This is a genomic window from Desulfurobacterium thermolithotrophum DSM 11699 (genome assembly GCF_000191045.1).
Lineage (GTDB): Bacteria > Aquificota > Aquificia > Desulfurobacteriales > Desulfurobacteriaceae > Desulfurobacterium > Desulfurobacterium thermolithotrophum.
The window spans coordinates 561267-583775 of sequence record NC_015185.1; the positions used below are offsets into that span (position 1 = coordinate 561267).

Consider the following 22509-nt stretch of genomic DNA (forward strand, 5'->3'; position numbering starts at 1 on the left):
CAAAGGTTATTGTAGGGTGTCCACCTTCTATCTGAACTTCAACAACAGGGGTTAGATTGATTCCATCCCTCCATCTTTAAGCCATTTTGCAGCGTCCTTTGCATGATAAGTAAGAATTAAATCCGCACCTGCTCTTTTCATTGAAAGAAGTGTTTCGAGAACTACTTTTCTTTCATCTATCCAACCTTTCATTGCAGCAGCTTTAACCATTGAATACTCACCACTTACATTGTAAGCTGCAACAGGATATTTAAATGTTTCCTTTACCCGTCTTATAATATCCATGTAAGAAAGTGCAGGTTTAACCATTACGATATCTGCACCTTCTTGAATATCAAGAGCAACTTCTCTTAAAGCTTCATCGGAATTTGCTGGATCCATCTGATAGGAGCGTCTATCTCCAAAGGCTGGAGTAGATTCTGCTGCATCTCTAAAAGGTCCATAGTAAGCTGAGGCATACTTAGCGGCATATGACATTATTGGAATATCTTTAAATCCTTCTTCATCAAGAGCTTCCCTAATTGCTTTTATCATTCCGTCCATCATTCCAGAAGGTGCTACCATATCAGCTCCAGCTTGAGCGTGAGAGACAACCTGTTTTTTAAGGAGCTCTAAAGTTTTATCGTTATCAACTTCGCAAGTTTCTCCATGGCATTTTAGATAGCCACAGTGTCCGTGAGATGTGTACTCACAAAAGCAAACATCTGTAATGACATACATGTCAGGAACTTCTTTCTTTATGGCTCTTAGAGCTCTCTGAATTATTCCTTCGTCTGAATAAGAATCAGTTCCAAGTTCATCTTTATAGCCAGGAATTCCAAAAAGAATTACTGCCGGAATTCCAAGCTCTTTGACCTCTTGAACTTCTTCAACAAGCCTATCAATTGAATATCTATACTGCCCTGGCATTGAAGGAATTTCTTCTTTCACTCCTTCTCCTTCAACGATAAAGAGAGGATATATAAAATCGTTAACTGAAAGATAGTTTTCTCTGACCATTCTTCTGATATTTTCATTTTTTCTAAGCCTTCTAAGTCTTAGTTCAGGAAATTTCCCTATTAGCATCGCTGCCTCCTTGAAGAATTAAATTCAAAATTCCATCAATAGTGTAATTCGAAGGTAATTTCCAAGTTTTAAAACCTAATTTTTCTATTGCTTTCTGAGTTACATGACCTATAGGAATAATTTTTCCCTCATTTAGAATTACTTTTCCTTTTTCACCTGTAAGCTTTAAAAAAGATTTAAAGTTGGAAGGGCTTGTAAAAGCTAATATTTCAAAACCTTTCTCTATTTCTGCTATCAAGTCTTCCTTTATATCTTCGTTTACTATAGTTTCATAGACAACTACTTCTTTAACCTCTGCTCCCTTTTCTCTTAAGAATTCTGAAACAACTTTTCTGGCAACTTTTGGCCTTACGATAAGGAATCTTTTACCTGTTAGGTTGATAGTTTTAAGGAGTTCTACAAGTCCTTCGCCACTAAAGTTTTCGGGGACTAAAGATTCTATGCCTATTTCCTTAAGTTTTTCTGCAGTTGAACTTCCAACTGCAATGAATTTTGAACTTCTAATTTTCTCAGGAGAAATCTTTGAAAAGAAATGTTTAACTCCATTTTTGCTTGAAATGACCGTAAAATTAGGCGAAAACTTGAGTACTTCCTCAGCGGAAAATTCAAAAGGAACAGTCTTTATAAGAGGAATTGAGACAGGCTCAAAGCCTGTCTTTTTAAGAATTTCTTTTTGATTTTCTTTTAAATTTGCTGAAAAAAATACTCTTACTGACATTTCATCAGCTCATCAAGAATTTTCTTTCCACCAGCAGAAAGAAGTCTTTCTGCAACTCCAGTTCCTACCATATCAGCTTCTTCAAGGTTTTCTACTTTAAAGACACCTTCTTCTTTATAGTAGAACCTACCATTTAAATCCGAAATAAAGGCTCTTACATGAACTCTATTTTCTACTACTACTGCATAGCATCCAAGTGGAACTTGACAACCACCCTCGACTGTTCTTAGAAAAGCTCTTTCAACTGTTGCAGCTATTTCTGACTCTCTTGAGTTTATTGCCTCTTTGACTATTCTTTCTATTTCTGGATCGTCTTCTCTACCTTCAATTCCAAGAATTCCTTGGGAAACAGAAGGAATCATCTTGTCTGAAGAAAGAATTTCATCAATTTCATTTTCCCAACCTAGTCTTTTTACTCCTGCTGCTGCAAGAATTATTGCATCATACTGTTCTTCTTTAAGTTTTCTAATCCTTGTATCAACATTTCCTCTTAGGTCTCTTATTTCAAGATCTGGACGTAAAATTCTAAGTTGAGCTTTTCTTCTAAGAGAGCTCGTTCCAACAACAGCTCCTTCTGGAAGCGTATCGAGTGTATATTTTCCACAGGAAAGAAGAGCATCTCTTGGATCTTCTCTATCTGAAAAGGCTATTAGCTTTAACCCTTCAGGAAGTTTACTTGGAACGTCTTTTAAGCTATGAACAGCTATATCAACTTCTCCTTTAAGCATTGCATCTTCTATTTCCTTGGTAAAAAGTCCTTTGTCGCCAATCTTTGCAAGAGGAACGTCAAGAATTTTGTCTCCTTTTGTTGTTATTTTGATAAGCTCAACTTCAACTTCTGGAAATTTTTTTTCTATTTGTTCTTTTACCCATTCAGACTGCCAGAGAGCTAACTTACTTTTTCTTGTTCCTATTCTTATTTTCATCACTTACTCCTTAAAGTTTATCTCTTACTTATTCCTTCCCAAGTCCGAAAATTTCTCTGAATATCTGAACTACTTGATTTCTTTCTTCTTCTGCTGCCTTTTTTCTAACACTTGTAATCGGCTGGTGAAGAAGTTTATTAATTATTACTCTTGTAAGATTTTCTACCTCCTGTGTCTGTTGAGCTGTAAGATTAAGTTTAGATAGTCTCTTTTCTATTTCAGTTTTCCTTATTGTTTCTGCCTTCTCCTTTAGTTCTGCTATTAAAGGAGCAACTTCGAGTTCCTTTAGCCACTTAATAAATCTATCTACATATTCTTCTATTATTCTCTTTGCAATTTCAGCTGCTCTTAATCTTTCTTCAATGTTTGCTTTTACAACTTCATTAAGGTCATCTATGTCATAAACATAAAGTCCCTCTACTTCATTCAGCGCTGGATCAATATCTCTTGGAACAGCGATATCTATGAAAAACATTGGTGAATTTTTTCTCTTTTCAAATACAGGAACAACATTTTCCGGGGTTAGAACGTAACCAGGAGCTCCTGTAGAGCTTATAACTATATCTACAGCTTGAAGCACCGTGTTAAGTTCTGTAAGTGGAAAGGGTTTACCTCCAAATTCTTCTGCTAACTTAACAGCTCTTTCAAAGGTTCTATTAACTACAAAAACTTCTGATACACCATTTGAGAGAAGGTGTTTTACAGCTAGTTCTGCCATTTCACCTGCACCGATTATTGCAACTTTCTTTCCTGAAAAGTTTCCAAATATCTTTTTAGCTAGTTCAACAGCAGCAAAGCTAATCGAAACTGCATTTTTTGAAATTCCTGTTTCTGTTCTCACTCTTTTTGAAACTTTTAAAGCTGTTTCACAGAAGCGACACATTACAGTTCCAATCGTTCCAAGTTCTTTTGCAGTTTGAAATGCGTCTTTAAACTGTCCTACTATCTGTGGTTCTCCAACCACCATTGAGTCAAGACTCGAAGCTACATAAAATCCATGCTTGATAGCTTCTTTTTGTTCCTTTTTGTAGAAAAATTGGTTAATTTCTTCTACTGTAGCAGACTTTCTCTCGATTAAAAATTCGTATATTTCCTTGAAAGGATTAGAAGCCCTTGAAGTAAAGTAAATTTCAACGCGGTTACATGTAGAAAGAATTATGCATTCCTCAACAGAAGAAATTGAATTCATCTGAAGAAGAGCATTTTCTATTTCATCTCCTTTGAAAGCATACTTTTCTCTTATTTCAACTGGAGCTGTTTTATGGCTTAACCCTAGGCAGCATAACTTAAGATCTCCCATCACTACCCCTTAAATGAATGGATATCTTTGTCTGAAAAAAAGTTTATTCCTAAAAAGTTTAATACTATCAATAAGAAGCCAAACATAGACATATAGCAAAGCTTTTTTCCTTTCCAATTGTTGTAAAGATATAGGTGGATAATGCCAGCGTATGTAAACCAGGTAACAAGTGTTGCTATTTCCTTAGGATGCCAAGACCAGTAAGAACCAAAAATTTTTTCAGACCAAATTGCTCCTGCAAACATCGAAATTGTTATGAACATAAATCCTACTGTAAGCGAATGATATACAATAGACTCCAATAAAGAAAGAGACGTTAGTTTGTGATAAAACACCGAGAATTTCTTTTTCTTTAAGTGTCTCTCAAAGATTAGGTATATAAGAGATGTTATAGCTGCAAAGACAAAAGCACTGTATCCAAGAAATGCAGAAACAATGTGTGTAACCCCTACTACTCCAACAGGGAAGATATTTTTAGGAATTCCTGATGCTAAAGAAGCAACGATTAAAGAAATTGCTGCCCAGGGCATAAGAAATGTTCCTGATATTGAAAACTTATGCTTTGTAGAAAAGTAAAGAAAAATAGAAACAGTACTAATACCAAAGAGCAAAAAAGCTCCTTTCTCTGTAAAGAGAGATACTCCTCCCCCTGTTCCTGCAAGAAGAATAACTGCTATTAGATTTGTTAAAAAGCCAATCCTTGCACCATAAAGACCAACAGTAGCAAGTTTGTCTTTTCTAAGAACAAGAAACAGCAAATAGTGCAAAGCTGAAATAACATATAAAACAGCTGTTGTATATATAAAGCTATCTGTGCTCATGATGATAGATTATACCTTATTTTTTCTTTTTCAAATTCAGGATAAAATTCACAAAGTAATTTTATAAGTTTTTCTGCTTCTATCTGTCCTGGAGCTACAGGTTTTCCAAAGAATGTGTAGGTTAAAAGCGAACCGAAGGAAAATCCAACTACTCGTGTAAACTTTCCACTTTCTCCCATTACCATGAAAATTTTGGGGTGGTTAAATTTACTTAGAGTACAGCAAACTTTTGCTGCATCCTCTTTTTTCCTTCCAGTAAAAGCCAGTTTAACTATGTCAGCACCTGATTCAACAGCTCTATTGAAAATTTCCTCTATTTCCTTTTCTGCTGGTGTCTTTTCAAAGTCGTGGTAGGAGACGATTAAAACTTTGTGTTCCTTCCTAACAAGATTTTTTACATCCGGCAAGATTTCGGATCGGAGTTCGATATCAACAGCTCCTGTAGCAGGGTGTTTTACAATCTCTTTAAAAAGCTCAAGTCTTATCTGTTCGCTCTTCTTAAATTTACCACCTTCCCAGTCCGGTCTTAGAGTTGATACTGTATAAAATCCAAAATCGGCTATTCCGTCCAGAAAGTTCTTGATAAATTCTCTACTTACTTCACTTAGTAGGTCTACTCTTGCTTCAATAAGGTCAATCTTCAACTCTCTCGCTTTCTCAAGGTTCTCCTTCAGCCTTGTGTCGTTCAGTGCAACGATTACCCTTGGAATACTACCCAGCTCTACAGTTCCTATTTGCATCTCAGCTCCTGTGTCTGTAGGCTATTACTTCCACGTCTTCAAGGACTACAAGTCCTTCTTCGATTATTCTATCAAGAACTTTCAAAAACTCCCTAATTTTTTCTTCTCTATCTATTATTTCAATAACAACTGGCAAGTTTTGGGAAAGACGCCAGACCGAGAAAGTTTTAAATTCAGAGTGACTTCCTATCCCAGCAACTGCCTTTAAAACAGTAGCTCCGGCAATGTTGTTCTCTTTAACGAGTTCCAGTATGTATTCCCAAAGGGGTTTTCCTTCAAACTTATCCTCAAGACTGATGAATATTCTCAGTAGCTTTCTCCTTCCTGCCAGCCCTTTCATATCAATAGTTCCTTGTAACCCGAAGAACTTCTTCTGGTGTTGTTATTCCTTTGCAAATTTTAGCCTTTCCAATTTCTCTTAATGTTCTCATTCCGTATTTTACCGCTATTTTTCTTATTTCGTCAGTATTTTTTCCTTTGATTATTGCATCTCTTATTTCTGGTGTCATTTCCATAACTTCATAAAGAGCTACTCTTCCTTTATAACCGGTAAAATTGCACTGTTCACAACCTTTGCCTCTAAACGGTTGAAAAGAAAAAATCTCTTTTTCGGTAAAACCGATTTCTTTTAAAACTTCTAAAGGATACTGATAAGGTTCTTTACAGTAAGGACATATACGTCTTGCTAGTCTTTGAGCAACAATCAATATAATTGAAGATGAAACGAGAAAGTTTTCTATTCCCATATCAATAAGCCTTGTAACTGTACTTGGAGCATCATTTGTATGAAGAGTAGAAAGGACAAGGTGTCCCGTAAGAGCTGCTTCAATAGCTATTTCTGCAGTTTCAGTATCTCGAATTTCTCCAACCATTATAACGTCTGGGTCTTGACGCAAGAAAGCTCTTAGAGCTCTTGAAAAAGTTAATCCTATTTCTGGTTTAACATGTACTTGATTAACTCCATAAAGATTATACTCAACAGGGTCTTCGACAGTCATTATATTGATTTCAGGAGTATTTATTGCAAGGAGCGAAGAGTAAAGAGTAGTAGTTTTTCCTGAACCTGTTGGACCTGTTACAAGAATCATTCCATAAGGAGAACGTATTGCTCTTGTAAGTAGCTTATATTCTCTATCCTCTAATCCCAATTCTGAAAGATCAAGTTTTAGACTTTCCTTATCAAGAATCCTTAAAACAATTTTTTCCCCATAAATTGTTGGTACAGTAGAAACTCTAAAGTCAATTTCTCTTCCTTTAAATCTAACTTTTATTCTTCCATCTTGAGGAAGTCTTTTTTCAGCTATATCGAGATTGCTAAGTACTTTTAATCTCGCTGCAACAGCATCTTTTACTTCTGAAGGATACTTTGCGGCTAAGTGAAGAACTCCATCTATTCTGTATCTAATCCTGAGCTCTTTCTCAAAAGGTTCAATGTGAATGTCACTACTTCCTTTATTAAGAGCTTCTATAATTATTGCATTAACTAACTTTACTATAGGAGCTTGAGTTGCAAGCTGCTTTAAGTCATCTAAAGAGACAATATTAGAACTGAGATTAATTTCTTCCGTTTCTAAGTCTTTTTCCTTTTCTCTAATAAGCTCATTTTTTAGCTTTGAAAAAAATTCTTCTTCAGCTTTTCCATAAATTTTTTCTATCTTTTCCTTAATTCTAAATGGCAAGGCAACAAAAGGCTGTATTCTAAATCCAGTTGAAAAGCGGACTTTTTCTATCGTTTGAATGTCTGAAGGATCAAACATTGCTAATTTTAAAGTTGGTCCTGATTTTGCAAATGGAATTAAAATGAACTTCTCGGCAGTAGTTCTTGGAATAATTTTTGCAATTATCGGAGGAATAGAAATCCTTCTTAAATCAACGGAGGGAACTTTAAAATATTCAGAAAGAAGAGATAAAAGTTTTTCTTCTGTAGCTAATTTTGAGTTAACAAGATACTTAAGCCAATCTTCCTCTCCATCCTTTAGCGATTTAGAAGAAATTCCTAAGCGCTTAAAGATAAATTCCTTTAGTTTATCTTCATCAGCTTTAAGCATTATGCTTTCCTTTGCTTTAACCTTTCACAGCTTCACTTAATTTATGAAGAAGATCTGCTGGACTTTTAATAGGGAACTCTATTCTATCAATTACTTCTGGTGCAGAATAATCCTTTATTCTTATTCCTACTAATTTACTCTTTAGTTCATCTTTTTTTGTTTCATCAACGGGAAAATCCATTCCTTTAATAGCAGTAAGAACCTCTACTGGCCATGCTATTCCTAAAAGTTTTGATACGTAAGTTTCGCAAACTGAAATAACAAACGGAATATAGTCTCTTCCTGCTTTTACTTCTTGATAGGCAAGCTTGGCAAGTCCACCAGCGGTATGAACTTTTACATCTTTTGCTTCAAGTTCTCCTTGAAGTTTTAATAAGACAACTTCAGGATCTGCAGAGAGTATGTTTCTTACGGTTTGCTTTGTAATTCCTATAAATTCTGCAATTTCATCTTCGGTTTTAAATCCCTCTTCTTTTAAAACAACAGCATAAGCAGCTTCCATAAGACTTGGAATCCATGTTAAATTCCTGTACTCAAAAAGTTTTCGTGGTCCTCCTATAATTTCGAGAGCTTTTAAAAAAACTCTCAATGCTAAAGTATCGTAATCTACTTCTTTAGGACTTACTTGAATAACCATGACAACCCCCTTTCATTACATTTTTCTCTATATCAACGTTGCTCGTTTCCTTTTCTACATAAAAAAAACTTTCTTAAGTTATTTGTGATGTTTCTATTACTCCTTTTTATTATATAATTTTGTCCAAAATATTAATCAATCTTAAGACTTAGGAGACAGAACATGAGAAGAGTAGTTATTACAGGTATTGGTGTAGTTTCTCCTGCAGGAAGTAATTCTAAAACTTTTTGGGAAAATATTACAGCCGGAAAATCGGCAGTATCTAAAATAACTAAATTTGATGCATCTAACTATCCTGTTCAAATAGCAGCTGAAGTAAAAGATTTTGATCCTTTAAAGTACTTTGATAAAAAAGAAGTTAGAAGAACAGACCCTTTTATTCAGTTTGCTATGGGAGCTGCTGTCCAGGCTGTAAAAAGTGCAGGTTTAGAATCTGACAAAATTAATCCAGAAAGAGTAGGTGTTTTAATCGGTTCAGGAATAGGTGGAATTACAACAATTGAAGACCAGCATAAAACTCTTTTGGAAAAAGGACCTAAAAGAGTTTCTCCGTATTGTGTTCCAATGGAAATTATAAATATGGCTTCCGGTCTTGTATCAATAAAATTCGGTTTTAAAGGTCCAAATATCTCTGTCGTAACTGCCTGTGCTACAGGAACTCACGCTATTGGAGAAGCTTATAGAACAATTAAGTATGGTGATGCTGATGTTATGATAGCTGGAGGAGCTGAAAGTGCTATTACTCCTCTAAGTATTGCCGGATTTGCTGCGGCAAGAGCTCTTTCTACAAGAAATGACGAACCAGAGAAAGCCAGCAGACCTTTTGAGAAAAATAGAAACGGTTTCGTAATGGGTGAAGGTGCTGGAATAGTTGTTCTTGAGGAGTATGAACACGCTAAACGGAGAGGAGCTCCAATACTTGCTGAGGTTGTAGGATACGGAACAAGTGGTGATGCATATCACATGACAGCTCCAGCTCCAGGTGGTGAAGGAGCGGCAAGAGCTATAAGGAATGCTTTAAAGGATGCAAAAATTTCTTCCGAAATGATTGAATATGTGAATGCCCATGGAACCTCAACTAAATTTAATGACCTTTACGAAACTTTAGCTATAAAAAGTATCTTTGGGGATCATGCTTATAAATTAAAAATAAGTAGTATTAAATCTATGATAGGACATCTTCTTGGTGCTGCTGGAGGAGTTGAGGTTATTTCTTCTGTCTTGACACTTCAAACGGGAGTTATTCCTCCAACCATAAACTACGAAGAGCCAGATCCTGAATGTGATCTTGATTATGTACCAAATGAGGCTATAGAGATGAACGTAAACTATGTTCTAAAGAATTCTTTTGGGTTTGGCGGAACTAACGCTTGTTTAGTGCTTAAGAGGGTATAAGGTTTGGAGAAAAAGAGTTTTGAAGAGCTCGAAAGGAAGATAAACTACTTTTTTAAGGATAAGAAACTTTTGAAAAAGGCACTAACGCACAAATCCTTTTCTTTTGAAAAGGATAGCGAGGAAAATTATGAAGTTCTTGAGTTTCTTGGAGATGCAGTAATAGGACTTATTGTAAGTGAGGAGTTAATAAAACGTTTTCCTACAAAAACGGAAGGAGAACTTTCACAGATAAGAGCTTTTCTTGTAAGTGAACCTTCCCTTTCTGAACTTGCGAAAACGGTAGATTTAGGAAGTTATATATACCTTGGAAAGGGAGAGCATCTTTCTGGAGGAAGGGAAAAGAGCTCCATACTTTGTGATGTTTTTGAATCTCTTTTTGGTGCTATTTATCTTGATGGTGGATTTGAGAATGCTAAAGAAGTATTCAAAAGAAATTTTCTTATGAAGTTATGGGAAATACTTGAGGAAGCTGTTACTTATAAAGACTTTAAAAGTTTTCTTCAAGAAGTTACCCAGAAAGAATTTAAGGTTATTCCTTCGTATTCAGTTATAAAGGCAGAAGGTCCTGAACACGAGAAGATTTTTACGGTTGAATGCAGGGTAAAAGACTTAAAAACTGTTTCTACTGGAAAGTCCAAAAGAAGTGCTGAACAGCAAGCTGCAAAAGAAATGCTAAAAGTTTTGGGAGTTATAGATGAAAATAGATGATATTAGACTACTTCTTGTTTCTTCTTCTCCCCGAAGGAAAGAAATTCTATCGATGGTTGGTATTTCTTTTAGAGTCTTAAAATCTTCGGTTGAAGAAGAAATTCTTTCTTCTCCTATTGAAACAGCAGTGAAAAATGCAGAAAAGAAGGTTCTCAGTGTAAAGGATAACCAGCAGAAGGAAGAGATTGCACTTGCAGCTGATACAATAGTTATTCTTGATAATAAAATCCTTGGAAAACCAAAAGATAAAATAGAAGCTTTAAATTTTTTAAAAAAACTTTCAGGAAGATGGCATACAGTTATAACCGGCTTTTCTCTTCGTTTCCCAGATGGTAGATTAATAAGCTCATTTGAAGAAAGTAAAGTTAAATTTAAGAAATTATCTTTATCTGAAATAGAGTGGTATGTCTCTACAGAAGAACCTCTTGATAAAGCAGGTGCTTACGGAATACAGGGAATAGGCGCTTTATTTATAGAAAAAATAGAAGGGGACTTTTTTAATGTTATGGGTTTACCTATAAGCAGGATTTACGATATACTTAGTTTAGAGTTGATTTAGCCTAAATAATTTAAGGGTAGAATTATGGACTTAGGAGCTATTACAGCAATTGTTGCCGCAAGTTTTGGAACGTTAGGAATGATTATAGGTTTTATCGTAGGAAAGTTTTCCTTTAAAGGCCAAGAAATAGAAGAAAGATTAAAAGAAGTGAAAAAAGAAAAGGAATACGAAGAAAAATTATCTTTTCTTTTGGCTAAAATAGAAACTTTAGCCAAAGAAGTTAAAAACAGAATTACAGAATTCTCAGAAACCTCTATTGCCGAAGTAGAGAAAAAGATAAATGAGCTTACTAAAGAGTTGGAAGTTTTACTAGACGAACTTAAAAATCAAAATCTATCAGTAGAAAGCATTAAAGCTTTAGAAAGAGCTCTTTTAGCTATCAAAAATATTAAATTTAATTTGCCTTCTTTAGATGAATCTTTGTTAACACAGATAAAGGATAGCCTCATTATTGTTAGAACAGATTTACAGTCTTTACTCATGAAAAGACAAGAAAACTCAAACATACAGGAGTTGAAAACCTTTCTGGATTCTATTGATTCGGCTATCAAGCTAGCTAAAGAATTGAATGCAAGAGCGGTAAAAAGTGAACTTATTACTCTTGCTAACTCTCTTAAAAATCCAGATAAAGAGGAACTTTTAAAAGATCTTGATAAGCAGGCTCTTACTTCGAAAGAGTTGGTAATCATGCTTTCTGAAATCAGGAAGAAAATAGAAGGAGCTAAGAAATGAAAATTCTTTATGCCGATGATAAAAAAACTTGGCATATCCTTTTAGAAAAGGTTTTAAAAGAAAGAGGGATAACAGTTATTCATGCTTATACGTTAAAAGAAGTTCTTAATAAGATTTCTCAAGAAAAACCCGATGTAATTATCTTAGATATGACTCTTCAAAATGGTACTGCTTTAGATGTTTTATCTGATGCGGTAAAGTTTGGATTTCCTGTTTTAGTAATAGGTTACGAACAAGATGGGCTTAATGAAGAAAAACTAAAAAGTTCTGGAGCTACGGAAGTCTTAAAGAAACCTTTTACTGTAGAGGAACTATTGTCTGTTCTAAGTGAAATTAAGAAAAAACTTCCTGAATTTAGAAAAGAAGAAGAATTGGAAATTGTTCTTCCTGGAGAAATTATTAAAGCAAGCAAATTACCTTTAATTGAAAAAGAAAAAGAAGAAGAAGAAGAAGAAGAAGAAGAAGAAATTCAGATAATTCCTACTGACGAAATGGAAGTTGTACCATCAGTATCTGAGGAAATAATAGAATTAGAAAATGAAGAAGACAAAATATCTAAACATACCCAAACTGAAATTTCTAAGGAAGAACCTTTAAAAGAAGATGTATCTGCGTCTAAATCTCCTAATATGGATATAGATTCAGAAAGGTTAAAAGAAATTCTTAGACCTGAAATAGAAAAAGCCATCCGCGAAATTATATGGGAAGTTGTTCCGGAGTTAGCAGAAAAAATAATAAGAGAAGAAATAGAAAAACTTGTAAGGAGTAGATTGGTTTAAATGTTTAGAATTGGAATAGGATACGATGTTCATAGACTTGAAGAGGGTTATCCTTTAATAATTGGTGGTGTCAAAATTCCTTTTGAAAAAGGATTGAAGGGGCATTCAGATGCAGATGTTCTTGTTCATGCAATATGTGATGCAATTTTAGGAGCAGTGGCTCTTGGTGACATAGGAGAGCACTTTCCTGATAGTGACGAAAAGTATAAAGGTATTTCTAGTTTAATTCTTTTAAAGGAAGTAAATGAAAAGATTAAAAATTTAGGTTATCAAATAGAGAATGTTGACTCTATAATTATTGCTCAGAGGCCTAAATTATTTCCTTACAAATTTCAGATGAGGAAGAATATAGCAAAAGTTCTTGAAATTCCTGTAGATAGAATATCTATAAAAGCTACAACTACAGAAAGACTTGGATTTGAAGGAAGAGGAGAAGGAATATCGGCACAATCTGTAGTTTTACTCCGGAAAATCTAAGAAGTGGAGGAAGAAATATGGAAATAGATATAATGGAAATTATGAAACTTATTCCCCATCGATATCCTTTTCTTCTTGTAGATAAAATTATTGAATTTGAACCAAAAAAGAGAATAGTTGGAATTAAGAACGTGACTATAAATGAACCGTATTTTCAAGGACACTTTCCTGGACATCCAATAATGCCAGGAGCTCTCCTTATTGAAGCAATGGCACAAGTAGGTTGCGTCTTAATGTTTAAATCTTTTGACATTACTCCAGAAGAATATGTTGTCTATTTCATGGGAATAGATAAAGCACGATTTAGAAAACCTGTAAGGCCGGGAGATACAGTAAGGTTTGTTCTTGAGCCTAAAACTATAAAGAAGAAACTTTCCAAGATGGTAGGTACAGCTTATGTTGGAGAAGATGTTGTATGCGAAGCTGAAATTATGGCAATGATAGCGAGGAAGTAATGGTTACTATTCATCCAACTGCTATTGTTGAAAGTGGTGCTGAACTAGATGAAGGAGTTGTTATAGGTGCTTTTTCTTATATCGGTAAACAGGTAAAAATAGGTAAAAACACTGTTATAAAACAAGGTGCTGTAATTGAAGGGGATACCTCTATAGGTGAGGAATGCACAATATTTGGTGCTACGATCGGTGTAGAACCTCAAGACTTAAAATATAAAGGAGAACCTTCAAAAGTAATAATTGGAAACAGAGTTACAGTAAGGGAATATGTTACTATTCATAGAGGGACAGAGGGAGGAGGATTAGTAACTAAAATTGGTGATAATGTCCTTCTTATGGCTTATGCTCATATAGCTCATGATGTTATTATTGGCAATAATGTTATTATTGCAAACTCTGTACAAGTTGCAGGTCATGTAGTTATTGACGATTTTGCGATTGTCGGTGGCCTTACAGGTATACATCAGTTTGTAAGAATTGGAAAACATGCAATGGTTGGGGGAGCCTCTGCCGTTCATAGAGATGTTCCTCCTTTTACTATGGCTCAAGGCAATCGTGCAAGATTAACAGGTATAAACATTGTTGGTCTAAAAAGGAGAGGTTTTTCCCGAAAAACAATTAGAGCTCTTACTGCAACTTTTGAAAAAGTTTTTAAAACTGCTGAACCAATACAAATTTCGTTGAGTGAAGTAGAAGAAGAATTTAAGAATTTTTCCGAAGTTATAGATTTTGTTAATTTTATAAGGAGTAGCAAGAGGGGTATTTGTCCAGCTTGAAGTTAACAAAAGAAACCGTTCACAATAAACTTGTTTTCCTTGGGACTGGTGGTTCTCGATATGTAGCTTTTGGATTTCAAAGACAAGCTGGTGGATTGTGGTTTAATTTTGAAGGAACTAATATCCATGTTGATCCAGGTCCAGGAGCTTTTATCCACTCTTATAAAAAAGGTTTAGAACCTAATTGGGTTAACTTTGTCATACTTTCTCACAGACATCTTGACCACTGTGCTGATGTCAATCACATCCTTGAAGCAATGACTCTCGGAGGAAAGAGAAAAAGGGGGATTTTGCTTTGTCCTGAAGATGCAATTGAGATAGATCCTGTTGTTCTTCAGTATACGAGAAGAAATATTGAAGAAACAGTAATAATAAGAGAAGGTATGAATTTTGAGATATCACATAATCTGAAGGTAACTTTTCCTGTTCGCAATACTCACGGCGTTGAAACTTACGGAATGATCTTTTATTGGAAAAAAAATATTGGATATATCTCTGACACAGCTTACTTTGAAAAGATAGAGGAAAAGTATAAAGATGCAAGTGATTTGTTAATTTTAAACGTTACATTAAAAGAACCTAATCCAAGAATAAGTCATCTCTCTGCTATTTGTGCAGAAAAAATAATTGGTGAAATAAAACCAGAAGTAGCAATTCTTACTCATTTTGGAAGAACGATGCTAAACGCAAAACCATGGGAAATAGCCGCTGAAATTTCAAAAAGAACAGGAGTAAAAGTTATTGCAGCTTATGATAATATGGTATTTGATCTTGAAACATTAACCATAATTAAACAAAAGTGAAATTTTCTGGAGGATTTTTGAGGAAAATAGAAAAACGAATTCCTCCAAAGTATGGTCAGGAAAGAGTTCTTGAAATTTTAATGAAGTTTAGAGCTCCTCTCATTGTAGCTCTCCTTGCAGTAATGCTTTCAACCATTGGTTATATGCTAATTTCTGATGTAGATCTCTTAAAAGCTTTCTATATGACTATTCTTACTGTTACGACAATTGGCTACGGCGAAATGTGGGATATGGATGCAAAAGCAAGAATTTTTAACGTTCTAGTCATGACTCTTGGTGTCGGCAGTGTAATGGGATATTCTATTGCTGTTTTAATAAACATTGTTACCTCTGGTGAAGTAAAAAAAATATTGAGGTTTAGAAAGATGGTTTCTGATATTTCTGCACTAAAAGGCCATTATATTGTTTTTGGAGTGAATGACTATGTTCTTCAATTGATAAAAGAAATGAAATACCACAAAATTCCCGTTGTTGTTGTCGATACATCGGAGGATTTAGAGAATTTTGCTAAGGAACACGAAGTTAACTATTACCTCCAACTTGACCCTGCAGATGAAAATACTCTCTACTTAGCAGGTATTGAAAAAGCCATTGGAGCAATAATAGCAACAATGGATGACTATAGAAATCTTGCTATAACATTAACTGTGAAAAATGTTGTAACAAAAAATGAAATATCACCGTTTTTCATTTTAGCTCTTGTTAAGAAGGAAGAATTTAAAGAAAAACTAAAATTAGTTGGAGCAGATCACGTTGAAACTATCCCATCCATAATCTCAAAAAGAGTAGCAATTTTGGCAAGAAAACCTCCTATATTTGGCGAAAGATCACTTTTAGAGGAAATTCTCTTTGGTGAACATACATTTATTGATATAGAAGAGCTTGTAGTTGAAGAAGATTCTCCTGTTATTGGAAAAACCCTTGAAGAGCTTGATCTTAGAAAAAAGTTTGGAATAACAGTTATAGCAGTAAAGAAAACTAATGAAAAAGTTATATTTACTCCAGGAGGAGATATAAAAATAGAACCTCTTGATATACTTGTTGTTGTAGCACCTAAGAAAAAGTTGGAAGAAGCTGTAAAAGTTCTTTTTAAAGGAAAAGTAACTGCAAGAAGTGCAATGCTTAAGAAGAAAATAAAGGAGCGACTTCATGGACTGGAGTAAAGTAGGGACTACTTTCTTTATTATGATGTCATTAACCACAACTGTAGGTTTTGTTTATGATGGAGATCCTTATGAACTTATAGCTTCTGTCGTATTTAATCTTATAGCTACAATACTTAAACTCGGAAGTAAGAAAACTTTAAGTGCTGAGCTATTAGCAACAAGTCTTGCAGCAGATTTACACTTAATACCTGCTCTTATTTTCTATGAATTGGGGACGAGGTCTACCCTTGTGGAAGCTTTTGCATGGGGAGCTCTTGTAGCAAATATTTTTTCTGTAATTATAGTAATCATTGAAACTATTTTAGAAGCAAGAGAAGAAACCTGGTGGTGACATCCTCCTACCACTTTAGTGGTAGGCTTCCTGCTTCAACGAGAGCTGTCGCCCTCTCCACAGGCTTAACTTCCCCGCAGTCCACGGGTAGGGTTTTTAGGAGTTTTCCTTCTCCTTTTATCTTCCTTAATCCCTCTTTCAGTATTTCTATCGCTGACTTCCAATCCCTATCAAGTTCAAATCCGCAAACTTCACACTTAAATACCCTTTCAGAAAGAGGGATTTTCTGTCTATTCCCGCACTTAGAACAGGTTTGTGTAGTAGGTGTATATCTATCCACAAATACCACAGGAATAAGAGTCGCAAGGTTTCTTAACCTTGCAGTTATTCCTCCTATCCCCGTGTTCTGAACTTGCCTGCCAAATAATCCCTCGTGCCAGCTCTTTATAGGGTCATCTTGAACCGCTATCAGGCAGAACTTCTTGAGGTGGCTTACTACCTTATTGAGGGTATCTTTCCTCTTATTCTGTATGTATTCCCATTCCTTTTGAATGAGGAACTTTATTTTTCGGTAGTTATTGCTACCTTTCTGCTTCTTTAAAAGTCTTTTTTGGAGTTTCTTTATTCTACCTGTCTCAGGTATATACCAGCTTATCTTTTCACCAGTTGATAGGGTCAGCTGGTCTTTTATTCCTAAGTCTATACCTACGGCTTTAGGTATTCGGTTTCTCCTTATCTCTTCTACTACTTCGTTTTTTGGTAGGTAACAGGTTACATACAGGTAGTATCCAGAGGATTTTTTAACAAGTATTCCATTTGCTATTTCTGTGTTTTGAGGTATTTGGTGCAGTCCTAATACTCTAAATTTTTTCTTGATTCCCTGTATCTTTACTCTATTCCTGTCTCTAGATATTTTGTAGGTTATTCCATACTGCTTTAACGGTATGCTTCTTACTTCGCTCTTGAACTGGAGTTTTCCTACTTTGAGTCCTTTCTCTTTTGCTTTTCTTAAAGCTTTTAGGGAGTGTTTTATCCTATCTACTATTCCTTGCCTCATTTGAGAAGAGAGGGTTTTTATTTCTCTTTTTTCAATTTCTTTAGGTGTTTTAATTTTTACTTCTTTTAGTTTCCAAGCTGTACTGTTTAGTCGGTTCTTAATGTCTGCAACGATGTAGTTATAGAGCCACTTAGCTTCTAAGAACAGACGATTTAAGTTTTCCTCATCTTGTTTTGATAGGTTCTGGAGCTTAATTTGATAGACCTTACCGACTTGATTTTTTCTCTTTCCTTTTGTCTCTTTTAAAGTTTTCTTGATTTTCTCTGCTTTTTTCATAACACTTCTAAATATATCTTTCAATGTTTGTTACTTCAATGGCTTACGCCGTGCGATTTATCCCTGCTTTGAAAAGCAGAGTTTTCTCGCTGGATTTACTGTAAATTTTTCTTCTGTTTTTCCGATAATATCTATATGGTATAGATTTATTCTAAATCCTCGGAGGATGGAACATTGAAAATAAATAATCTCAGTTCAGAGATTTTGAAGCTTATAGGAAAAGAAGTTAACTTTTCAAAAACTGGTGAAAAAAAGAAGTCTTCAACGGAAGCTGAGAATCAAAAGAATAAAGGAGTAATAGTAGAGCTCTCAGAAGAGTTAAATATCAATATTAGTCTTGAGCCTCCTTCAAAAGAAAAAATAGAAGAAATCAAAAAAGCTATAAAGGAAGGTAACTACTCTATAGATATTCACAGACTTTCTGAAGCTATTTTGAAGGATATTCTTGGTGAATAACGTTATATGCATAACTTAGAATTTTTGCTATAATTTTATAAAGAGTAGGAGGAATTTCTTCTCCAATGTTAAGTTTTAAAAGAAATGAAACAAGTTCTTTATCTTCTACTATGGGGATATTATGTTTTTGGGCAAGCTCGAGTATTCTTTCAGCTAAGATACCCTCACCCTTTGCAACAACTTTGGGAGCGTTATCTTTAGCTTTATTATACTTTAAAACCACTGCCCTCTTTTTCAAATCTGCTCCTTACAAAGAAGGTTAAAATGGAAATTAAGAAAAGGCTTCTTCGAGACATTGCATTAATGACTGCCCTTTCAGGGATACTTACTCCATTAGTTTTAAAATTCATAAATCCTTCTTTTGAACTAGGATACTTAGAGTTTACCACATCTCTTTTTTCTAATTTTGCTTTAGGAATTTTCATATATTTTACACTTATTGAAGGTAGTTTAAAGTCATATTTTGAATCTCTATCTAATCTACTATCTAGACTCAGAAGAGTAAAAAAAGTTGGAAAAATAAATGAAATGAAAGCATATCTTGAAATTTCTAATTTTTCAGTTAAAGGAAATGATTTCCTTTCTAAATTTTCTAAAGAGTTACTCTTCTTTCTCAATACAGTATACGAAGATGAACTTCTCAATCAGTATCAAAAAGAAATTAACGACATTTTTGGAAAAACACTGGAAAGTAAGATTCTTGCATCCAAAGTGTATCAGTTTCTCTATGATAGATTTGGAGTAATAGCTATTTGTTTTTACTCCCAAGATAAAGGTGAAATGAAACCTATATTCTTTGCTAATTTTGAATCCACTATACTTGATGGTCTTAATGAGTTCATTGAAAATGATAAGGTAAAGGTAATAAATGTCAATAATATCGTTGTGAATTTTCTAGGTAAATTTCAGTTAAAATCAGTTTGCATTGTTCCCCTTGTTACTGAATCTTGGAAAGGTGCAATGATCTTAGGAAAAACAGACAAGTTCAAAGGAATAGAAGTAGCATTTTATAGAAGAATTAGACATTCTATGGCTCAAGCATTTAGAAACGCTTACATTTACAAACTACTCAGAAGAGAGTCTTCGATAGATCCGTTAACAGGACTTTATAACAGAAGATTTGGACTTAAAAGATTACGAGAAATTATCAAACTAGCTTTAAGAGAAAATAAACCAATAGCTATAGGAATGTTAGACATAGATAATTTTAAAAGAATTAACGATACATACGGTCATCTTGCCGGTGATTATATCCTAAAAAAGATTGCAGAAATTGTTATAAATAACATTAGAGAAAACGACTTAGCTGTAAGATTTGGAGGAGAAGAAATACTTATTGCTCTTTATAATACTAATGAAAGTACTGCTAAAGATGTTTTTGAAAGAATAAGAAAGCTCGTAGAAAGTTATACTTTTAAATATGAAGGACAGGAAATATCAGTAACTGTAAGTATTGGTTATCATGTGTTTTATCCTATGGGCAAAAAAGATGTAGATGTTGAACAACTTATAGATTTTGCCGATAAAGCGTTGTATGATGCAAAATCAGCAGGAAAAAATTTAACAGTCAAGTTCTAATCTTAACTTACTAATAGCCTCTTCCACATTTCTTGCTGTTATTGTTCTTTCAACCTCAGGGGTTGAACGTCTATAAAGTTTATCGTAATAGTTAACCATTAGTTCTTTGATAGCTTCATAGTAACTTTCTTCTTCTATGAGTTTTTTTATTTCATTATATTTTTCATCTCCTAGTATTTTCTTTATCCTACTTAAAGCTTTTATATAGATATCTGACGAAAATCTTCCAACTCCATAATCTTCCATAGATACCTTTATTCTTTCTTCTAAAGGTGTAATTATTTGAATTTTTTTTCCTCTTTCCATTGCTCTCCAAAAAGAATCCGGTATAAAGAGTTTCCCAATTTTTTTACTTTCTCCTTCAGTAATTACATAAGGGTAATCTTTAAGTTTTTCCAGTTCAAGCCATAAAAGAGAATCAAACATTTTTTGAGAAGGTTGACTTAAACCTATTCCTCCAAAAACAGAGCCTCTATGACCTGCTAAATCTTCTAAATCAATAACGGGATAACCTTCTTTTTTAAGTTTTTTAAGAATTCTTGTTTTTCCAACACCTGTAGGACCATAAAGAACAATTAAATTTATCTTTTTACATATTTCTTCAAGTCTTTTCAAAATATAGTGTCTAAAAGCTCTATATCCACCTGAAAGTCTTAGAACATGAACTCCTGTTAAATTACAAATTGAGGCGACAGCTAAACTTCGCATTCCACCACGCCAACAGTAAACGACAACATTTTTATATTTATCTTTTATTCCCTTGATCTTTTTCGCTATTACATGAAGTTTGGGTCCTGCTATTTCAAGTGCGTAAAATCGAGCTTCCTTTTCTCCTTGTAAGTAGTAAATTTCAGAAATTCTTTCTCTTTCCTCTTTTGTAAAAAGGGGAATGTTAAGGGCACCAGGTATATGAAATTCTTCAAATTCTTCCTCTGTTCTGACATCGATGAAAACAAAACCTTTCTTTAAGGCTTCTTCAATATCTATCTCTTTTACTATTTCCATGACGTTTTCTAATATAGAATTTTAATACTGTGAATCCACCAAAAGGAGTATCAAAACCTATTAACTCTTCCCATTTTTTATTCACAAATCCATCAATTGATAAACTTAAGGTTGAGTGAAGTTTACCAGGAATAAGAAATTTTTCTTTTAAAACACTTCCAGCATATTTGCTCAAATTTTTTACTTCGTCAACGGTTAAAAAGTTTCCTGGTGTATAAATGGATTCTTTAAAAAAAGAACGGAGAGCTCTATAAAGACAAAGAAAAGAATACCTGTTTAGGAATGCGACAACTACTGATTTTCTTGAAACTCTCACTGCTTCTACAAAGGCTCTTTTTTTATTTTTTATAAATTCTAAACTTGTTACAAAAAAAGCAGTATCGAAAGAATCGGACTTAAAAGGAAGGAACTCAGCATTCCCAAGGACAAGTTTTTTTAGTCCTTTCTTTTTGGCAATGGCTAACATATCTTTGGAAATATCAATTCCAGTAGGTTCTTTAAAATCTTCCTCTATCAAAACCTTTGACCAAAATCCCGTTCCACATCCAACTTCAAGTAAAGAGTTTTCTCTGCTTAAAACCTTCAGGAGAAGCTGTTTTTCTAATTCAAAAACAGCTTTACCGTACGAAGTTTCAAAAAACATGTCATATTTTTCAGCGACTTTTCCAAAAAAAGGATTTCTACTCTCCAAGGCCTTCTCTTCCTGTGATACCTTTTATTTTAAGTATTGAAATTATATCTTCCATGTCTTTATTTGTTATCTTTACTTTTTCATGGATAGCCTTTAAGGGATATGGATAACCTCTTATTGAAAAGTATTTAAGTATTGGAAAAAGAGTTTCTGGTTCGACCTGAGTTTCTATCTTATAAACGCCTGCTCCTTTTGGAAGTTTTACAAAGTATGATTTAAATGAAAACTTTCTTAACTCCTTTTCAAATGGTTTGGGAAAACTAAACTTCTTTTCTTTTTGTATCTCCAAACTAACCGGTTTACTAAAACCCACCGATAGATTTAGATAATTAAGAACTGTAATATCAGGAAGAATAGTATCAAGATCGTAGTTTCTTGAATCGGAACGCTTTGAAATGGCAACAATTTTTTTAGAAAAGTTTTCTAACAGCAAATAAAGAGAATAAAGGTATTCTAAGTATTCTAAATATCCAGCTGCTACAGGAAAAGCCTTTCCAGTAGCAAAATTTTCTATTTTTGAGTAAAAGTTTTTTGAATCAATTTTTGAAAGAGAAAAGTTTTTTACAAGCTCTTTAAATAACTTTTCAACCTCTTTTTTGATTTCTACCTCTATTTCGTAGGAAAATACTGTAGGTCTTATTATTGACCCAATTATTGAGCCATCGATAAAAACGTAAGAAACTTTTTCTGCAGTTTTCAAAGCTTCCTTTATTTCCAAAATTCCCATAAGTATTCGGAGCCTTGCGTCAGAGTATTCCTCAGGTTTCAAAATGTCAACATCTACTAAATAATTTTCTTCGTTAGATAGTTTTCCTTTTCTAAAGGAAACAGATCCAGCACCTACAGCATATAGAATATAACCGGCAAACTCTTTTCTGTTTCTACTTCCATCAACTGCAGAAATACAATCAGGAATTTCTGGTTCTGGATTAAAGTGAACCCATATTTCTTTTACAGCTTCTTGAAATCTTTTAATTTCCTGCCTTGAAATTTTTAAACATTCTCTTCTTTGATAGGCTGTTTTAATAAGAAATTTTTTAATACCCATCTTTAATTCCTTGAAGACTTTT

Annotated in this window: 27 protein-coding genes; 13 read left to right on the forward strand and 14 right to left on the reverse strand. The window is 34.0% G+C overall.

The annotated features are described in order from the left end of the window. Positions 1-51: 51 nt before the first annotated feature. Genes hemB through DESTER_RS02900 form a run of 9 tightly spaced genes read right to left on the reverse strand, consistent with a single transcriptional unit; the run spans position 52 to position 8255 of the window. On the reverse strand, positions 52-1065 hold the full coding sequence (hemB, locus tag DESTER_RS02860) for a porphobilinogen synthase (protein WP_013638160.1): 1014 nt from the start codon (positions 1063-1065) through the stop codon (positions 52-54). Beyond that, positions 1043-1783 (reverse strand): uroporphyrinogen-III synthase, encoded by a 741-nt coding sequence (locus DESTER_RS02865; protein ID WP_013638161.1) that lies wholly within the window; start codon positions 1781-1783, stop codon positions 1043-1045. Before DESTER_RS02865 ends, hemB begins: the two co-directional genes overlap by 23 nt. Beyond that, positions 1774-2709: a hydroxymethylbilane synthase gene (gene hemC / locus DESTER_RS02870; protein ID WP_013638162.1), complete on the reverse strand. Its 936-nt coding sequence runs from the start codon at positions 2707-2709 to the stop codon at positions 1774-1776. Before hemC ends, DESTER_RS02865 begins: the two co-directional genes overlap by 10 nt. 28 nt (positions 2710-2737) lie before the next feature. Then, positions 2738-4009 carry a glutamyl-tRNA reductase gene (gene hemA / locus DESTER_RS02875; RefSeq protein ID WP_013638163.1) on the reverse strand — a complete coding sequence of 424 codons (1272 nt, stop codon included), beginning with the start codon at positions 4007-4009 and terminating at the stop codon, positions 2738-2740. Positions 4010-4011: 2 nt separating this feature from the next. Then, a complete protein-coding gene (locus DESTER_RS02880; protein WP_013638164.1) occupies positions 4012-4830 on the reverse strand; it encodes a cytochrome C assembly family protein in 819 nt (272 codons plus the stop codon). Further along, entirely contained in the window at positions 4827-5570 is a 744-nt protein-coding gene (gene aroD, locus DESTER_RS02885; protein ID WP_013638165.1) for a type I 3-dehydroquinate dehydratase, read from the reverse strand. Before aroD ends, DESTER_RS02880 begins: the two co-directional genes overlap by 4 nt. Before the next feature lies 1 nt (position 5571). Continuing rightward, positions 5572-5910, reverse strand: a complete 339-nt coding sequence (locus DESTER_RS02890) for a DUF190 domain-containing protein (RefSeq protein WP_013638166.1) — start codon at positions 5908-5910, stop codon at positions 5572-5574. Position 5911: 1 nt separating this feature from the next. Then, positions 5912-7618 carry a type IV-A pilus assembly ATPase PilB gene (pilB, locus tag DESTER_RS02895; protein WP_013638167.1) on the reverse strand — a complete coding sequence of 569 codons (1707 nt, stop codon included), beginning with the start codon at positions 7616-7618 and terminating at the stop codon, positions 5912-5914. A 16-nt stretch (positions 7619-7634) separates the two neighbouring features. Beyond that, a complete protein-coding gene (locus DESTER_RS02900) occupies positions 7635-8255 on the reverse strand; it encodes a regulatory domain-containing (protein WP_013638168.1) in 621 nt (206 codons plus the stop codon). 162 nt (positions 8256-8417) lie between these two features. Between DESTER_RS02900 and fabF the strand changes: the two genes are divergently transcribed. Genes fabF through DESTER_RS02955 form a run of 11 tightly spaced genes read left to right on the forward strand, consistent with a single transcriptional unit; the run spans position 8418 to position 16436 of the window. After that, entirely contained in the window at positions 8418-9650 is a 1233-nt protein-coding gene (gene fabF / locus DESTER_RS02905) for a beta-ketoacyl-ACP synthase II (protein WP_013638169.1), read from the forward strand. 3 nt (positions 9651-9653) lie between these two features. Then, a complete protein-coding gene (gene rnc / locus DESTER_RS02910; protein ID WP_013638170.1) occupies positions 9654-10358 on the forward strand; it encodes a ribonuclease III in 705 nt (234 codons plus the stop codon). Between the two features lies 1 nt (position 10359). Further along, positions 10360-10917, forward strand: a complete 558-nt coding sequence (locus tag DESTER_RS02915) for a Maf family nucleotide pyrophosphatase (RefSeq protein WP_041737710.1) — start codon at positions 10360-10362, stop codon at positions 10915-10917. A gap of 24 nt (positions 10918-10941) precedes the next feature. Then, entirely contained in the window at positions 10942-11649 is a 708-nt protein-coding gene (locus tag DESTER_RS02920) for a hypothetical protein (protein WP_013638172.1), read from the forward strand. Then, positions 11646-12428 (forward strand): response regulator, encoded by a 783-nt coding sequence (locus DESTER_RS02925; protein WP_013638173.1) that lies wholly within the window; start codon positions 11646-11648, stop codon positions 12426-12428. Before DESTER_RS02920 ends, DESTER_RS02925 begins: the two co-directional genes overlap by 4 nt. Further along, positions 12429-12905 (forward strand): 2-C-methyl-D-erythritol 2,4-cyclodiphosphate synthase, encoded by a 477-nt coding sequence (gene ispF / locus DESTER_RS02930; RefSeq protein ID WP_013638174.1) that lies wholly within the window; start codon positions 12429-12431, stop codon positions 12903-12905. Between the two features lie 17 nt (positions 12906-12922). Beyond that, positions 12923-13360 (forward strand): 3-hydroxyacyl-ACP dehydratase FabZ, encoded by a 438-nt coding sequence (fabZ, locus tag DESTER_RS02935; RefSeq protein ID WP_013638175.1) that lies wholly within the window; start codon positions 12923-12925, stop codon positions 13358-13360. Further along, positions 13360-14136 carry an acyl-ACP--UDP-N-acetylglucosamine O-acyltransferase gene (gene lpxA / locus DESTER_RS02940; RefSeq protein ID WP_013638176.1) on the forward strand — a complete coding sequence of 259 codons (777 nt, stop codon included), beginning with the start codon at positions 13360-13362 and terminating at the stop codon, positions 14134-14136. Before fabZ ends, lpxA begins: the two co-directional genes overlap by 1 nt. Further along, positions 14124-14939, forward strand: coding sequence for an MBL fold metallo-hydrolase (locus tag DESTER_RS02945; protein WP_013638177.1), 816 nt, complete (start codon positions 14124-14126; stop codon positions 14937-14939). Before lpxA ends, DESTER_RS02945 begins: the two co-directional genes overlap by 13 nt. 17 nt (positions 14940-14956) lie before the next feature. Then, positions 14957-16102, forward strand: coding sequence for a potassium channel family protein (locus DESTER_RS02950; protein WP_013638178.1), 1146 nt, complete (start codon positions 14957-14959; stop codon positions 16100-16102). After that, the gene (locus DESTER_RS02955) at positions 16089-16436 is read left to right on the forward strand and encodes a DUF6394 family protein (protein ID WP_013638179.1); all 348 of its coding nucleotides are present in this window, start codon (positions 16089-16091) and stop codon (positions 16434-16436) included. Before DESTER_RS02950 ends, DESTER_RS02955 begins: the two co-directional genes overlap by 14 nt. 7 nt (positions 16437-16443) lie before the next feature. On the opposite strand, the gene DESTER_RS02960 is transcribed toward DESTER_RS02955, so the two are convergent. Further along, complete coding sequence (locus DESTER_RS02960; RefSeq protein WP_244829557.1) at positions 16444-17733, reverse strand: RNA-guided endonuclease InsQ/TnpB family protein; 1290 nt, start codon at positions 17731-17733, stop codon at positions 16444-16446. A gap of 150 nt (positions 17734-17883) precedes the next feature. On the opposite strand from DESTER_RS02960, the gene DESTER_RS02965 reads away from it, so the two are divergent. Then, on the forward strand, positions 17884-18165 hold the full coding sequence (locus DESTER_RS02965; RefSeq protein ID WP_013638181.1) for a flagellar biosynthesis anti-sigma factor FlgM: 282 nt from the start codon (positions 17884-17886) through the stop codon (positions 18163-18165). Here the strand turns inward: DESTER_RS02965 and DESTER_RS02970 are convergent. Beyond that, positions 18137-18403 carry an EscU/YscU/HrcU family type III secretion system export apparatus switch protein gene (locus DESTER_RS02970; RefSeq protein ID WP_013638182.1) on the reverse strand — a complete coding sequence of 89 codons (267 nt, stop codon included), beginning with the start codon at positions 18401-18403 and terminating at the stop codon, positions 18137-18139. The genes DESTER_RS02965 and DESTER_RS02970 overlap by 29 nt on opposite strands. A 26-nt stretch (positions 18404-18429) precedes the next feature. Here DESTER_RS02970 and DESTER_RS08025 point away from each other — a divergent pair, with 26 nt between their 5' ends. After that, positions 18430-19743, forward strand: coding sequence for a GGDEF domain-containing protein (locus tag DESTER_RS08025; RefSeq protein WP_013638183.1), 1314 nt, complete (start codon positions 18430-18432; stop codon positions 19741-19743). On the opposite strand, the gene mnmH is transcribed toward DESTER_RS08025, so the two are convergent. From mnmH to DESTER_RS02990, 3 genes are read right to left on the reverse strand one after another with little or no spacing between them, the layout of a single operon-like run. Beyond that, a complete protein-coding gene (gene mnmH, locus DESTER_RS02980) occupies positions 19726-20748 on the reverse strand; it encodes a tRNA 2-selenouridine(34) synthase MnmH (protein WP_013638184.1) in 1023 nt (340 codons plus the stop codon). The two genes, DESTER_RS08025 and mnmH, sit on opposite strands and share 18 nt — an antisense overlap. Next, the gene (locus DESTER_RS08030) at positions 20720-21439 is read right to left on the reverse strand and encodes a class I SAM-dependent methyltransferase (protein ID WP_013638185.1); all 720 of its coding nucleotides are present in this window, start codon (positions 21437-21439) and stop codon (positions 20720-20722) included. The genes mnmH and DESTER_RS08030 overlap by 29 nt, the downstream gene beginning before the upstream one ends. Then, positions 21429-22487: a DNA double-strand break repair nuclease NurA gene (locus tag DESTER_RS02990; RefSeq protein ID WP_013638186.1), complete on the reverse strand. Its 1059-nt coding sequence runs from the start codon at positions 22485-22487 to the stop codon at positions 21429-21431. Before DESTER_RS02990 ends, DESTER_RS08030 begins: the two co-directional genes overlap by 11 nt. Positions 22488-22509 lie beyond the last annotated feature (22 nt).

Bases quoted from the DNA above. Each gene is read 5' to 3' on its own strand.
- hemB (WP_013638160.1), bottom strand. From the start codon at position 1,065: ATGCTAATAGGGAAATTTCCTGAACTAAGACTTAGAAGGCTTAGAAAA.
- DESTER_RS02865 (WP_013638161.1), bottom strand. From the start codon at position 1,783: ATGTCAGTAAGAGTATTTTTTTCAGCAAATTTAAAAGAAAATCAAAAA.
- hemC (WP_013638162.1), bottom strand. From the start codon at position 2,709: ATGAAAATAAGAATAGGAACAAGAAAAAGTAAGTTAGCTCTCTGGCAG.
- hemA (WP_013638163.1), bottom strand. From the start codon at position 4,009: ATGGGAGATCTTAAGTTATGCTGCCTAGGGTTAAGCCATAAAACAGCT.
- DESTER_RS02880 (WP_013638164.1), bottom strand. From the start codon at position 4,830: ATGAGCACAGATAGCTTTATATATACAACAGCTGTTTTATATGTTATT.
- aroD (WP_013638165.1), bottom strand. From the start codon at position 5,570: ATGCAAATAGGAACTGTAGAGCTGGGTAGTATTCCAAGGGTAATCGTT.
- DESTER_RS02890 (WP_013638166.1), bottom strand. From the start codon at position 5,910: ATGAAAGGGCTGGCAGGAAGGAGAAAGCTACTGAGAATATTCATCAGT.
- pilB (WP_013638167.1), bottom strand. From the start codon at position 7,618: ATGCTTAAAGCTGATGAAGATAAACTAAAGGAATTTATCTTTAAGCGC.
- DESTER_RS02900 (WP_013638168.1), bottom strand. From the start codon at position 8,255: ATGGTTATTCAAGTAAGTCCTAAAGAAGTAGATTACGATACTTTAGCA.
- fabF (WP_013638169.1), top strand. From the start codon at position 8,418: ATGAGAAGAGTAGTTATTACAGGTATTGGTGTAGTTTCTCCTGCAGGA.
- DESTER_RS02920 (WP_013638172.1), top strand. From the start codon at position 10,942: ATGGACTTAGGAGCTATTACAGCAATTGTTGCCGCAAGTTTTGGAACG.
- DESTER_RS02925 (WP_013638173.1), top strand. From the start codon at position 11,646: ATGAAAATTCTTTATGCCGATGATAAAAAAACTTGGCATATCCTTTTA.
- ispF (WP_013638174.1), top strand. From the start codon at position 12,429: ATGTTTAGAATTGGAATAGGATACGATGTTCATAGACTTGAAGAGGGT.
- fabZ (WP_013638175.1), top strand. From the start codon at position 12,923: ATGGAAATAGATATAATGGAAATTATGAAACTTATTCCCCATCGATAT.
- lpxA (WP_013638176.1), top strand. From the start codon at position 13,360: ATGGTTACTATTCATCCAACTGCTATTGTTGAAAGTGGTGCTGAACTA.
- DESTER_RS02955 (WP_013638179.1), top strand. From the start codon at position 16,089: ATGGACTGGAGTAAAGTAGGGACTACTTTCTTTATTATGATGTCATTA.
- DESTER_RS08025 (WP_013638183.1), top strand. From the start codon at position 18,430: ATGGAAATTAAGAAAAGGCTTCTTCGAGACATTGCATTAATGACTGCC.
- mnmH (WP_013638184.1), bottom strand. From the start codon at position 20,748: ATGGAAATAGTAAAAGAGATAGATATTGAAGAAGCCTTAAAGAAAGGT.
- DESTER_RS02990 (WP_013638186.1), bottom strand. From the start codon at position 22,487: ATGGGTATTAAAAAATTTCTTATTAAAACAGCCTATCAAAGAAGAGAA.